A 14,237-nucleotide genomic window follows, 5' to 3' on the forward strand; every position below is an offset into this window, starting at 1 on the left:
ATTTTTTAATGCACTAGCGTCTTAGTTTTTTGTGCGATTTTCGTTTATACAAGTTTAACTCTTTTGAGACATTTTTTTGATAATTCATCATTTTGGTTTAGGCGTGTTTGTACTTAGCCCAAACTTAATCTTTATCGCCATCATTTCAGCATGTAGCTTTTCTAACTGAATCTTAAGCTGAATCACACGTTGCTGTAATTTTGCTGCATCAGCTGGGTTCTTGGCATTGTTCATTTCGCCAATGGCTTGATGCAAGTTTGTTTCAACTTCTGCAATAGTCATTTTTAATGCATCAAGGTCTAAAGTTGCAGGTGATTTTGTGGCTCCAAGTGCTTTACTTCTGATGCTTGTCACATTGCTTCGGATAGTTTTCACGTTGGGCACGACTCTCACAGGGGTAGGTGGTGTAGGTTTTTTTCGTGAAATAAATAAAGCTTCATGAATGATTCTTTTCATTACTGCTAGATGGTCGGCTTTTGCCATTGTGGTTCTCCTTGTTGTAGTTGTTAGGTGTGGATTTATTTGTTTTGCAAACCTTCTCATGGGTCTTGGTGTTAAATAGGCTTTAATGTTGAATTGCTCACGTGCATGGATAAATTCATTAAGCTTGATTTGCTCTGCTTTAAACTCTGTGGGGCTTAAGTAATGTGGTTGTTTAGATGCGATGGATTGAGTAATCAATCCTTGATAGTCTGCATCCTCACTATATAAAGCACCACGTAATCGTTTGGCTTTTAATGCCCCAGGTAGCTTAACTGACAAGTAGTCTTTGCCTTGTCGTGTAATCGTGATGCCTAAGTTTTCATCTAAATGCCTGCAAAGATCATCCCTGTTTTTGATTTCACCATTGGTAACAGCTTTGATCACGCTTCGTTGAATCCAACGTTTATTGGATTTATCTTTCCTGCCTTCTGGTGTTTTACGCTCAAAATCAGTAAATGCTATTTTTAGTGGATCTGGAACCACTTGGGCATAGCCTAATTTTTGATTAGTGACTTTGACGAACGACTCAAAGAATTGAATGTTTTGTTTTCCGGGTGGGTGGATGTTAAATCTACGGCCACTACCATGAAGACTATTAGCTAAAATTTGGTTAGGAAACACAAAGTGAATCTCAGTGTTGCCTTTGTCTTTATGTAATACAAATAAGCTATTGAAGTTATCACCAGTGAGACCTGGACAAAAGGTCTTTTTAAAATCATCAATAATTTCGTAAAGCTGGGATTTCGTTGGTTTTTCTGAATCTCTAAAACTGATGCAACCAGAGATGTATTTGTATTTGCGCTGGATTGAATTAATGACATCAATCGTAGTTTGGGGATTGCCTTCTAAAACTTCAGGTTTTACAGCACGTTCATTACCAGCATGGTCTGTATTGCCAAGCAAATACTTGACTGGCGACTCGCCATTTGACACGCCTGATTTAAAGATGCGCACAATCATTCGATGTCCTCATTTCCAGATTTGAGCGCTTCTTTTAGCGTGTCCTGAGCTATGTCTTGTATTTGCAATAAGATCATTAGCATTTCTTCATCAGGTAATTTGCCTTGATTTAGATGTCTTGCAATCTGGTTGACGTTATTGCCTATACGATTGATTTCATACAGCCATTGGTTTTTCTCTTTTTGCTTCATAGAGGGGGAGGTGATTTGCTTACGGGTTAAACCAGATTCCCGTAGATATTGAGCCACATTCAAATAGCCTGCTTCTAAAGCATGCTTTTCTAGTTTTTCATATTCTTGTTGGCACACCCTGATCTCAACTCTTTTTTCACGTAAGTAGTTATTGCCATCAGGACCTGCTTGTCCGTTCTTTAATTTAATTCTACTTTCCATCGTCGGCTCCTTATTATTTTTATACCGATGGGCGTATCAAACACGGGAATTGGGTAGCGCCCAAATTAATAATTGCCGATATTTATTACGCGCAATTTGCTAACCTCGCTTGATCTTAGCCTTAGTACAGTTGTAATAGGTTTTGAACGGAAAGCAAGTCTGGATGTGCGTTTAAATCAAATAAAAGGTTTGTGACGGGTGAATAAAATTACACATCGAGAGTGAATTGTTAATTTTGAGGGTAATGCTGGGGCAGTAGGCTATAATTAATTATGAGATAAATCAGGACAGCCTTAATTTTGTAATAACTGAGTGTTAGGTTTGGAGATAGGTTTGGATAAAAAAATAAAAGGATCATGGCTAATCCATCATACCAATAAGCTTCAAAGCGTAAATAATCAGCCAGTTTATGAAAAAACCTCTTTGTCTGGTAAGTCTGGAATTTTGCTTTCAGCCATATCGTCTAATACAGAATCCCAAATTGATAATGCTCGATTAAATGTTCTTGCAACTGCTGCGAATATAAGCACGCTTTTTGAGTTGCCTGTACTTCTTGATGTGTTAAAAGAGCGTGAATTAATAGATGTATCATCTAGTGGGATTGCTGTTCTAGGAGTAACTACATCCGCGGTACTTCAGCATACAGCAGACATATTTGACTCTCAAAATGCAACTCCTCAAGAAAAAGCAGCAATTGTTCTTGCTGAACAAGCTTCAATTGAGCCTGTAAGATCCCAAGACATTTCTACTGAATTGAGCGACCTTTTTGAGTTAGATAGCTCGGAGATAGCACAGTTAATGCAAGACTCTGAGCAGATTGGTTTTGTTGATTTCGAAAAACTCGGCCCTGGTGAATCACTTCTTTTTAATGGTAATTTATTCCGCAGAGATGCAATGAAAAAAATTACGGCAGTTTTAGACTCACTTTCTGCAGATGAGCAGTCAAAATTAAATGAATTTACAGAAGCATTAAAAAAACATGCGTGTATATCTGTTGAGGCAGCAAAGAGTCAGCTAGGGCAAAAACTATTTGAGAAAACATCGGCTATAGGGCTTTTCGATATTAATATCGTGAGTAATGACACAGAAGAGGTTGGCTTTATAACACTTCCATCTGCTTTTTCTAAATATAGCACTTCGATGGTTGATGATGCCTTTGACCTTGCTAAAGCGTTTGTCAGCTCAATAACATATGGTATGACTAGAAGCTCATATGCGCGGGGTGAAATTCGATTAGTGGAGGCGTTGTTGAAGGCATTAGTTAGAGGAGAGAGTGTAGGTCCTGTAAATGCAATTGCCCAAGACTATAAAATCCTAGAGCTTAAAGGTGTCGTTAAAGTTAGTCACGGTACTAAAAATGGAAGATCAGGGCCAATGTTGAAATTGTTAAAGAAAGAGGTCGGAGAACTTGCATTACAGGCAATAAAACAAGGTGATGTAAGTGAGCATTCATTATTATCACTGCCAAATGCCACCGTAACTAGATTTAACGGACCTGAGAAAAATAGAGAGCTAGCAAGAAAAACACAAGTTAAATCAAGCCCTAAAGCTACAAATGATATGCTTTCTGTGCTACGGACAGGAGGAGGGTTCTGATGGCTAAATCAACAAATGAGCTAGATAAAGGATACAAAATGGAGGAATTGCTTCGCAGCTATTTTCTCCAAGCCGGGTATTATGTAGTGCGCGGTGTTCCATTTGTTTACGAAGGTTTTGACGTGACAGATATAGATGTATGGCTTTATGGAAGAGCCTCATCGGTTTCTAGAGAAATTACTATCGTTGATTCAAAGAACAAAAAAACACCTCAAGCTATAGAGAGAATATTTTGGGTTCAAGGATTAAAGATTGCAACCAAAGCTACTAATGCTATTGTTGCAACAAATGATAGGCGACAGGCTGTTAAAGACTTTGGTAAAGAAATGGGCATTCCCGTTTTAGATGGGTTGTTTCTTGGAAAGCTTAAGAAATTTGAAGAGTCTTCACGGTTGACCGAAGAAGAGTATTTCAAAAAAATTGATGATTACGCATTGAGCAAAATTGATGGCGATTGGCGTGGCAGAATGCAAGCAAGTAAAAGTCTTTTAGCTAAAGGGCTTTCTTTTGATAGTTGTAACGAGTGGCTACTCAACGGTAGATTTTTTGCGGAGCAGGTCATTACAAAACCTAATCAACGTGAAGTTGCACTTAGGTCTTTATATTTGATCTGTTCTTATATTGCAGTAGCCGTTGATTATATTCTTCGTGAGTACTCCTTTTTAGAGCAGGCGGAAAGAAGCGCCCTAATTAAAGACGGGTTCTCTTATGGTTCAAAAGGTAGCTCAGGGTTCCAAAAAATACTAAATGTTACGATGGGTTTAGTAGAGCAACATGCTAAGGATGGGCTATTAATTTCGAAACAAGTTCGCTCTAGCGTAAACCGTCAATTAACAACATCTAATACAGAAATTTTAGGGGATTTTTTTTCCAAAAATGAAGTTGCCAAAACACTTTTCACCGTAGCGAAGGAGTTGGAAGCTTTAGCAATGCAAAGGAATTTCTTATCACATGCTACGTCTTCGGTGGAATTAAGAAGTCTTTTGTTGTGCCTAATTGATTTTTGGGCTATGGATCGAGTGTTATTTTCTGAATCTTTAAGATAAGCAATTAAATTTGACCCAGTCAAGCATATCTAACCCTATTTTGGAACATAAAACAATATAACTTATATTAGATACTCTGAAACCCTGGTTCCTTCAGTGCTGGCTTTAAAGTAGTCAAATCCATTATCTTTGCTGAGCTCGAAAGCACCTCTTCCATTTTCGTTATAAATTAGATTGGGGCGTGATGGAATGTAGCCATTAAATTTATCGACTACCTCATTAAATTTCTGCACCTTGGGCGCATCAATATTGATGAGGTGCTTTATGAAGTTGCTATAGAAACTTGGGTACTCCTTGGTCTTTCTAGGTTTTGTTGTTTTATTGGGTTTCTTGCTTTTTTCAATCTCCGTGAATTTTGGCGCTAATGGAGATAGCAAATCTTCAGCAGCTTTATCTAATAATCCAATCATCATGTAATCGGCTAAATACACGCTATCCTTCATAAAGTTAGCAAGTCGCCATACTGCAATAACAGCTGTGAGCAATCGTAAATCCACATTGATTTCTCCACTGCGATAGGCTTTTGCAATAAAGTTGGGTTGATCCTTTTGAAGCCATTCACTTGGCGGTTCAGTCGTATTAAATAGTCTTGCAATGATGAGACTAATTTTGACTTTGAAAGCTAAGCCCAGCTCGTGTTGTAGTTCGGCAGAGAAGTCATACCAAAACAAAATATCCCAGAGCCCTTCAATTGGGCCATCTAGGGCATCCCAAAACCTAACAAATTCTATTTCCCCATCCTCATCTTGAACTGTTGGGCCTATGTGATAGAAGTCACTGGCTTTAATAGATTCAGCACCATATTTGGTTTTTAGTTTTTGATCGATTAGCTGTCGAGTTGTTGAGTTAACACCAGTACTACCATTTGCATAGTCAGAGCTGTAATTTGTATTGAAACTTTCAAATTTTTCATTGAGCTCGTAAAAGCTCTTGGCATGCGTTAGTTGCTTTAGTTGGTGTGCCCATAACTGCGTCCTCATGGTGTCAATCAGTGTACGTGGTTTTCTGCCTTTTCCTGCCATTATCAAATTCCACTAATCCATTAGTTTAAAAAAATACTAACAGCTTTTTGATTGGAATTTAGCCCTATTAATTTCGATAGCTCATTTTTTTACAATGGGTTCATCTTGAATCAGTTAACGCCATTCAAGACTTTAATTAATAAGGAGAATCAAAAATGACAGAAAAATATAACGTTAATAGTTTAATGGGGTTGGAAAATGATGAATTGCAAAGTGAATTGCTAATTCATCCAATAGCTAATCTATTTCCAGAGATGTCGGAATTGCAGTTTGACGAGCTGAAACAAGATATCGCGCAAAATGGATTGCAAATGCCAATTCTTATGTATGGAGGAAAGGTGGTGGATGGTCGCCATCGCTTACGTGCATGCTCGGCATTAGGAGTCACTCCTAAGTTCGCAGAGCTAGAAGCTGCTAATGATAAATCAGCAGAACAATCTGTAATTAGTATCAACTTGCATAGACGTCATCTCACGGAAGGTCAAAAGGCAATCATTGCTGCGCGATTAACCAACTCATTCGTTGGAGCAAATCAGCATACTGCTGGAGCTGTATCCCAAAGAAAGGTTGCAGAAGAATTGGGCATTTCAGTTGACTCAGTTCAGCGTGGAAAAAAAGTGCTCAATAACGGCACCCCAGAACTTATCGCGGCAGTCTCTGAAGGAAAGCTAGACATCAGCAACGCAGCAAAACTTGCCCAACTTGCGAAACAAGATCAGTCACAACTTAACTTTGATGATATCAAAACTATTCAAGAGGCCAGCAAGGCTATTAATAAAGCAAAATTTGAAAGTCGCCGTCAAGAGCGTATTCAAGAGATTGAAGCTAAAAGAGCCAATAACAAACCATTGGAGTCTTCACTAGGAACATTCAGCGTAATTCTAGCTGATCCACCATGGGACTACATGGGTGAGCTTGCCGTGGGTTATCCATGTATGTCAGTAAAGGAAATTTGCGAGATGCCTATTAGCCAAATTTCAGCTGATGATGCAGTTCTGTTTATGTGGTGCTCATCTTCTTTGTTGCCAGAAGCTGTAGAAGTGGTGAAAGCATGGGGCTTTACATTTAAGACGAGTGCAGTTTGGGATAAAGACTTTTCTGGTCAGGGTACATATTTTCGTCAAGGCCATGAGGTGCTGATGATTGCTACCAAAGGATTGGTGCCTGAGGTTCCATACGATGCACGCCCATCTTCTGTATTGAAATTCAAGCGTCGTGAGCACAGTCGTAAACCAGATGAGGTTTACCAAATTATTGACCATATGTATCCGGAACTTAGCAAAGTTGAACTATTTTGCAGAGGCGAGCCAGCAAACGGTTGGGCTGGCTGGGGTAATGAATGTACTCAGAAAAACACAGATATCAATGCATCAATTAATGTAGCTAAACAAGCTTAATCGCAAAGGAGAAATGGCATGACAGACATGAGCACATTAGTAAGTAGTGTATTTAAAAACGAAGCCAATTTATCGGCTGTAGCAAATAAAGCCGTCATAAATACTGAGTTATGGTTAGCTGAGCAAGATATTAGCATTAATAATTTTAATGAGTTTCTCACAACCTACCGTGTTGAATTTGAGGCAGCTGCTTTGCAATTTATCGCTACCAACATTCTGGGGGTGAATGATTATGTACGCGAGATTATGCTGGATTTCTGTGATGATTTTTCATACACAGATATAGAGTTTATTGTTGAGAACAATCTTTATGATTTTGACAAAAATGTATGCTGGTTTTTTGAGTGTTTAGTTGCTCAAAATTTTATTGAAGCAGAAGAGCTTTTACCAAGTATAAAATCAGATTACTTACTCTTATCTAGTCGCCGTGAATTCATTTGGGAGTTAGATTGCTACTTGTCTTTAATTCAATCAACATTCTCTGATAGGGATTTGATAAGTGATTTTGATGATTATAATAATCTCAAAAAATTACAAGCTAAACTAGATAAAGAATTACCTAGCAGCCCTTGTAAGAGTGGGCGTAAATCAAAAATCTGATTTACTCGACTTTAACTAGTATATTTCAAGCAATTAAACTGAAGTCTTTATTGGCTCAGTTTTTTTGTTTTTGTACTTAAAGCGTTAGTTGGTTCATTTGCTTGTGATTTTGATCACAGCTTAGTCCTGCTAATTAACTGATGTACGCCGTTGTGGGTACATATAAAAAAATTTGATCTTAGCCAGTGATTCTGGGCTTATTTATTAATCTGAGACCAGTATTTTCTAACGGTTTTAATGTTGAGCCCACATTTGATTTGCACGCTTTTCTGCGTAATAGGTAGGCCAGAGAACAGCAAGAAATTTACTGCTTCTTGTATTGCCTCAATTGCTTTTTTTGTTCTCAGCTCATTGGTATATTCAGCGCCTTTGCTCATGCGCTCCTGAGCTGTTTCATTTGTAAAAGTTAGCACTTTCTCTCTACCGCCTAGTTGGTGACGGTTTCTCCATATCCATTTTGAGGTGGCATTTGCTGTGTGAAATACTTCTTTGTATGGTAATGGGTCAGAGAAGCTTATGTTGATTTCTTGAGCCTTGTTTTGGGCTTCCTGGCGCCAACTTTCCTCACTTATAAACCTATGGACCGAACGGTAGCCCCACAATCGAAGTGTATGAAACAATAAATCATTACGACCACCACACTCCAACTTCTCGATGAGTGCTTTGTCTACTCTGAGCTTATTTATTTCAACATATTCTAAAAAATCGCCTAAATCATAGCTGGCATTATTGGTGATGACTTGCCATCTTGTGTGTAATGGATTTTTAGTGATGGTGTGGCTGTAAGCAGTATCTGCAGCTAGGCGATGTGTCATGGCGTCTTGTACTGCTTCAAAATACTGCTGTGGCTTGCTGCGACTACTTTCGTGGTAAGCAACAGGTGTATTTAAATGATATAGATAATGACAATGCTTGTTGACTGGGTTTATTGTAATGATGGTCGGAGGGGGTAGGTTCACATCTTCAAACTTAAAAGCTGATCCTTGTTCATCGAGATCAAAACTCAAATACTGACGATACATAGGGTTGAGACCACAATAAGCGAATTGCTGTACTTTTTCGCGTTTGCGAAATTTTGTGCCTTCTTCAAAGTCGTTGGTAGTGATGACGGCTTCATTGAGGTGAGAATAAAAATCTTCTAGTTGTTGGTTCATCCGTTGTGTCGTTAGTCTTACGACACAACTTAATAGAAAACTCCTTAAAGTCAACGGACTGTCGATATTTATTATCAACAAGAGAAATGTTCGTAATGCTGTCCTATTTTGACGAGCTAAAAACGGTAGCACTAACGGTAGCACTTATTTTTAGCGATATACGTTATACTTCATTTGTAACTCGTTGATTAACTTCGACTTGGAATTGCATGGGGTAGAACCCCATCAGCCACCCCATATATTAAAAGCCCCGCACTCGCGGGGCTTTTTTATTGCCTGTTGCCCTTCATTCTGCTGTTCCGTGCTTACCTTGGTATTCAATCAAAGGCCGTCGTTGCTGAATCTACTCTTGCTTGTTTACCATCTGAGTGATGGTTGTTTATAGCCAGGGTGGTGGCTGAATAAATCCAATCTACTTGGCGCGTAAGTTTTTCTCTTAGTCTGAGTTTTTATAACTGGCTGATTCTGCAAGATTATTTTTATGGTTTGATGTTGGTATGCCTTTTGCCTACTAGTTCCCCGTATTTAAAATAATGACAGGGAGAGTTATGCAAAACACAATGAAACCAAGGCTGATGTTGCTGGCCATATTGGCAGCCTATTCAGTGCCGCAAACGGTGCAAGCTGGGGACAAGATTACAATTGACAAGGTTGAAGTGGTGAGTGCAACACCGCTGCCATCTGTCGGTGTGCCAGTTAGTCAAATTCCTTCTAATGTACAAACGGTGGATGCTGAAGATCTAGAACGTACACAATCTTTGGATATTAGTGAATACATGAAGCGCCATATGGGTAGCGTTTATGTAAACGAGGTTCAGAATAACCCGTTGCAGCCAGACATTAATTACCGTGGATTTACTGCGTCACCGCTATTGGGAACGCCACAGGGTCTTTCCATTTATATGGATGGCGTGCGTATGAACCAGCCATTTGGCGATGTGGTGAGCTGGGACTTGATTCCTAAGAATGCCATTAAAGGCATGCAGTTGATGCCTGGCTCTAACCCGATGTTTGGCTTGAATACGTTAGGTGGTGCTTTGTCGATTCAAACTAAAAATGGCCGCGACAATCCAGGTGGCGCACTGCAAACTTTGTTTGGTAGTTGGGGCCGTAATGTTACAAATATGGAATATGGCGGTGTAGCGGATAATATCGATTACTTTGTTGCCGGTACTTTTTTTGATGAAAATGGCTGGCGTGACCATTCTGAATCCAACTCCAAGCAGTTATTTGGTAAGTTGGGTTGGCATGGTGAAAAAACTGACCTGAATCTGACCTATGCTTGGGCCGATACTGACCTGAACGGTAACGGCATGACGCCACAAAGTATGCTGCGCCGCAATTACGACAGCGTGTTCACATGGCCGGATAATACGCAGAATAAATCTAACTTTTTGAATCTGCAATTAGCGCATTATTTTACTGATAACGTGTCGCTCACAGGTAATACCTACTACCGGAAGATTAAAACGCGTAGTTATAACGGTGATCTTAACGACGGTTCATTGCCCGAGGTGGTTGGTGCCGTAACCTCGCCAAACTGGGGGCAGAATGTATTCTTGGCCAATGGTTCTCCTGCCTGTGCTAGTCAGCTAGCGACTGGTGATGAGCCACTGGAAAAGTGCTCTGGCTTGATTAACCGTAGTGAAGTAAACCAAGAAAACATGGGTATTTTTGGTCAGGTCAATGTCAGCAATAAATTGTGGGGTTTAGACAATACATATGCGGTTGGTACTGGCTTTGATTTTAGTCGCAGCACTTACAAGGCATCTTCTGAATACGGTGTGGTCACCGCAGATCGCGGCATTGCTGGCTCGGGCGTTTTTCTTGATCCAACAAATGGTAAAGGCTATAACGCTGATGGTGAGTTGGATGATGCACGTGTTAACTTGCGCGGCAGAAACTATACATGGAGCATCTTTGCGACAGATACTTTAGCGGTGACTGACAAGCTACACGTAACTGCTGCTGCGCGATATAACCATATCCGCGTAAAAAATAAAGATCGCTTGGATGGTGATGCTTATCGAGATGCCGACGACTCATTAAGTGGTAACCACACATTCAGCCGCATTAATCCAGCAATCGGTCTGACTTATGCGGTGAGCGATGCTCTGAATGTCTATACTGGCTACAATGAAGGTAGTCGCGCGCCAACCAGCATCGAGCTTGGCTGTGCTAACCCTGATAACGGTTGTCGTTTACCTAATGCAATGGCAGGTGATCCGCCATTGGATCAGGTGGTGACCAAAACGTGGGAAGCTGGCTTGCGTGGTAAGTTGAACAGTGCGATATCTTGGAATGCTGGTGTGTTTAGCGCAACAAACTACGATGACATCCAATTTATTAGCAGCCCGACTTCTGGTGAAGGTTACTTTAAGAACTTTGGTGAAACCCGTCGTCGTGGGGTTGAGGGTGGCCTGAACGCGAGTCTGGGTAATCTTGCGATAGGTGCCAATTATACCTTCCTTGATGCTACATATGAGAGTAACGAGACTTTTATGGCTGAAGCTAACTCTTCGGCTGACGATGGTAACGTTAATGTTAAAAAAGGCAACCGTATCCCATTGGTGCCTAGAAACATGTTCAAGCTTTATTCAAATTACCGTGTGACAGATAGATTCAGTGTGGGCGGTGATCTACTGGCTGTTACTGGCTCATATGTGCGCGGTAACGAGAATAATAAGCATGAGTCAGGCGGTGTTTTCCTAGGTGGCGGCAAAATCGCTGGCTACAGCACTGTTAATCTGTCAGCTGCATTCCAAATGAATGATGAGTGGAATTTGTTTGCACGTATTAATAACGTGTTTGACAAAGAGTACGCGACAGCCGGACAGCTCGGTGCTAGCCCTTTCAACCCGGCTAATGGTAATTACATGACAACCAATGGTCGCCGCTCTAAGACTGTGGGTGAAACGTTCTTGGCGCCAGGTGCACCACGCTCCGTATGGGTTGGTGTGCGTTATGAATTTGGTGGTAAAAAATCAGCGTATGCACCATCGGCAGATTAATGCTTAGTTAAGTGAATAATAATGATGTGTCTTTTCTCAACTCGCCACTTAACGTTCGTATCGCGGTACCCCTGGTGGTGAGCTTGAAGTTGTGACTGCTGTTAGTCTGGATAAGCGCTTTATTAGCTAATCCTCTATTCTGAAGCCCTGCGTTCATGCGGGGTTTTTTTTTGACAGGTGTTTAGAACTCTGAGATGCTTAGTCTATGTAAATGTTACCAAATAAATACATGATTTGGATGTTGGGTAAATAGTGCGCACGTTAAGACGTTTGCATTAAACTAGTATCATTTGCATGGTAAAGAGGGTATCTTTACCCTGGTGGTCGATGTGTGGGTTGTGTATTGGCACTTACGCGTATCAAGCAGGATGGCCAATGACTTTTTGCAATCATCATAAATTTAATGTGGGGGTATCATGTTAATTGAAGATATTGAGAATCGGGATCGCTTTCTTTTTATATTTGAATGGTTGATGGCAGTTATGTCGAGATATATGTGTGCTATGCAATTTGGCTTAGTGCATATAGATCATGGGGATAAAAATGAGCTGGGTGATGCTTACGGCGCAAAAGATGCGGCTGAGCAGTTGGTTGCAATGACCAGCCACCTAAAAGCCGTGTTTAGAAATACAGATTTAGTAGCTAGGATTGGTAGTGATTTCTGGATCATAGTGCCGTATACGCCAGCTACTGAGCAAGTGCAAGATAAGGTGCGAAATATCATGCAGGACGCTGCGCATGATGGATTGAAGGCTGTGGGGCAAGATGCATCAGTATTCTGTTTTCCTAGTAACAATCAAGAAGTAAATCAAAAGCTCACTGAGCTTAGTGGTATAGAATTCTTGGCCTATCTAAAGGCGCATCGCCATCTGCTTTTTAGTCCACTTGTGGTGTGATTATCCACCTAGAGTGGTAGGTGCATCATTGCAAAGTGCAGTGAGTGTGCCGCTATCGGAGATGTATTAAACTCACTAGAAGATTTTGACAGTTTTACTGTTCAATTCGCCAGGTGTTAAACCATGGTTTCATCTCAATTCTACCCATGCTGCAAGGGTAGTGAAAGTATTGATACATCAAACTATTCAGGCTATAGTGACGCTGGCTATAGTTGTTATCTAATTTAAAAAAGGGTTTGTTAATGGCGGCACTACGTCCTGTATTGATGATTATTGATGATGACCCGCTAATCACTGATACTTTGCATTTTGTGTTGAGTAAATATTTTGAGGTGTGTGTGGCCGAGTCGTACACGCAATTGAAAAGTTTGCTGCAACAACTAGACTCTCCCCCCGCCTTAGCGTTGGTTGATTTAGGCCTGCCGCCTACCCCTCATACCCCCGAAGAAGGCTTTAAAGTCATTAGCGCACTGCTAACACATTCTCCAACGATTAAAATTCATGTGCTTTCAGGTCAAAGTGATGACGTGAACGTGAAGCATGCGCTCGCCTTAGGCGCGGTAGACTTTATTGCCAAGCCTTGCGATGTAGAGAAGCTTAAAGACATGTTGCTAAATGCGCTGAAGGTTCAAGATGTTGAGTTGAACGAAATGCGCGTGGAGCAAGAGCATGGCGGTTTGCTGGGCAATAGTTTGCCTATCCAAGCCTTGCGCATGCAGATTCGTCAATTTGCAGACTCCCCTTTCCCAGTGTTGATTGAAGGTGAGTCTGGTAGTGGTAAAGAGTTGGTGGCTAGCAGCTTTCACTTTGCAAGCCAGCGTTTGTTGTACCCATATTTATCAGTGAACTGCGCTGCGGTTTCACCCTTGTTGGCAGAGTCTATCTTGTTTGGGCACGCTAAAGGTGCTTTTACGGGTGCGGTTGCCGCGCATGCCGGTTATTTTGAAGATGCTGGTGATGGCACTTTGTTTTTAGATGAGATTGGCGAGCTACCTTTAGAATTACAAGCAAAGCTGTTGCGAGTGTTGGAAAACGGCGAGTATCAGCGTATCGGCGAAACGCAAACGCGCAAGAGCCGCGCGCGTATCGTGGCCGCGACTAATCGCGATTTAAGGGCAGAGGTGCGTGCCGGTAAATTTAGGTCAGATTTATATCATCGCCTGAGCGTGTTCACCGTGCATGTGCCGCCATTGCGTGAACTGGCGGAAGATAAGCACCTGCTACGTGATCATTTTATCGAGTTTTACACCAAGCAAATTGACAAGTTACCTTTCAAGCTGGATGCTAAAGCTGAAGTGCGTTGGCTGGATTATGATTTCCCCGGCAATGTACGTGAGCTGAGAAATGTGGTGATACGCTTAATTGCCAAATACTCCGGTAAGACGGTTAAAGAAAGTGAGTTGACTGCTGAGTTTGATTTAAGCGAGCAGGCATTCTCTACAGATGCCTTTGATTTTAGCGATGATGCGAGTATGACTGCGCAAGCACAAAAACACCTCCAGCGCCAAGCGAATGTGAGTTTGGATGCTGTGCTGAAGTCGTGGGAACGCGCCTACATTGATGCCGCCATGAAAATGACGCATGGTAATTTAAGCCAGGCAGCGAAATTGTTAAATGTGAACCGTACCACGCTGTATAGCCGTATGAACACACAAGAAGACTAATCGACGCTAGGAAATT

11 protein-coding genes are annotated in these 14,237 nt (G+C 41.1%); 7 read left to right on the plus strand and 4 right to left on the minus strand.

Annotated features, from left to right (window positions below; genetic code table 11):
- Nucleotides 1-87: 87 nt before the first annotated feature.
- Nucleotides 88-1,443, minus strand: a complete 1,356-nt coding sequence (locus MMOL_RS01175) for a relaxase/mobilization nuclease domain-containing protein (RefSeq protein WP_012777597.1) — start codon at nt 1,441-1,443, stop codon at nt 88-90.
- Entirely contained in the window at nt 1,440-1,835 is a 396-nt protein-coding gene (locus MMOL_RS01180) for a plasmid mobilization protein (protein ID WP_012777598.1), read from the minus strand. The genes MMOL_RS01175 and MMOL_RS01180 overlap by 4 nt, the downstream gene beginning before the upstream one ends.
- Nucleotides 1,836-2,168: 333 nt before the next feature.
- Here MMOL_RS01180 and MMOL_RS01185 point away from each other — a divergent pair, with 333 nt between their 5' ends.
- Both MMOL_RS01185 and MMOL_RS01190 read left to right on the plus strand, forming a co-directional pair.
- A complete protein-coding gene (locus tag MMOL_RS01185; protein ID WP_012777599.1) occupies nt 2,169-3,431 on the plus strand; it encodes a hypothetical protein in 1,263 nt (420 codons plus the stop codon).
- A complete protein-coding gene (locus MMOL_RS01190; RefSeq protein ID WP_012777600.1) occupies nt 3,431-4,477 on the plus strand; it encodes a kinase/pyrophosphorylase in 1,047 nt (348 codons plus the stop codon). The genes MMOL_RS01185 and MMOL_RS01190 overlap by 1 nt, the downstream gene beginning before the upstream one ends.
- Before the next feature lie 62 nt (nt 4,478-4,539).
- Here the strand turns inward: MMOL_RS01190 and MMOL_RS01195 are convergent, their stop codons facing one another.
- Nucleotides 4,540-5,499 (minus strand): hypothetical protein, encoded by a 960-nt coding sequence (locus tag MMOL_RS01195; protein WP_012777601.1) that lies wholly within the window; start codon nt 5,497-5,499, stop codon nt 4,540-4,542.
- Between the two features lie 155 nt (nt 5,500-5,654).
- On the opposite strand from MMOL_RS01195, the gene MMOL_RS01200 reads away from it, so the two are divergent.
- Together MMOL_RS01200 and MMOL_RS01205 are read left to right on the plus strand one after the other, a co-directional pair.
- A complete protein-coding gene (locus MMOL_RS01200; RefSeq protein ID WP_012777602.1) occupies nt 5,655-6,896 on the plus strand; it encodes an MT-A70 family methyltransferase in 1,242 nt (413 codons plus the stop codon).
- Nucleotides 6,897-6,914: 18 nt separating this feature from the next.
- Nucleotides 6,915-7,496, plus strand: coding sequence for a hypothetical protein (locus MMOL_RS01205; RefSeq protein WP_012777603.1), 582 nt, complete (start codon nt 6,915-6,917; stop codon nt 7,494-7,496).
- A 197-nt stretch (nt 7,497-7,693) separates the two neighbouring features.
- Here MMOL_RS01205 and MMOL_RS01210 read toward each other — a convergent pair whose 3' ends face one another.
- Nucleotides 7,694-8,650: a replication initiation protein gene (locus MMOL_RS01210; RefSeq protein WP_012777604.1), complete on the minus strand. Its 957-nt coding sequence runs from the start codon at nt 8,648-8,650 to the stop codon at nt 7,694-7,696.
- 548 nt (nt 8,651-9,198) lie between these two features.
- Between MMOL_RS01210 and MMOL_RS01215 the strand changes: the two genes are divergently transcribed.
- From MMOL_RS01215 to MMOL_RS01225, 3 genes are all read left to right on the plus strand, one after another.
- Entirely contained in the window at nt 9,199-11,661 is a 2,463-nt protein-coding gene (locus tag MMOL_RS01215; RefSeq protein ID WP_012777605.1) for a TonB-dependent receptor, read from the plus strand.
- A gap of 416 nt (nt 11,662-12,077) precedes the next feature.
- Entirely contained in the window at nt 12,078-12,557 is a 480-nt protein-coding gene (locus MMOL_RS01220) for a diguanylate cyclase domain-containing protein (RefSeq protein ID WP_012777606.1), read from the plus strand.
- A 242-nt stretch (nt 12,558-12,799) separates the two neighbouring features.
- The gene (locus MMOL_RS01225) at nt 12,800-14,221 is read left to right on the plus strand and encodes a sigma-54-dependent transcriptional regulator (RefSeq protein WP_012777607.1); all 1,422 of its coding nucleotides are present in this window, start codon (nt 12,800-12,802) and stop codon (nt 14,219-14,221) included.
- The last annotated feature ends 16 nt before the right edge of the window (nt 14,222-14,237 follow it).

The sequence above is a fragment of the Methylotenera mobilis JLW8 genome (genome assembly GCF_000023705.1).
Classification (GTDB): domain Bacteria; phylum Pseudomonadota; class Gammaproteobacteria; order Burkholderiales; family Methylophilaceae; genus Methylotenera; species Methylotenera mobilis.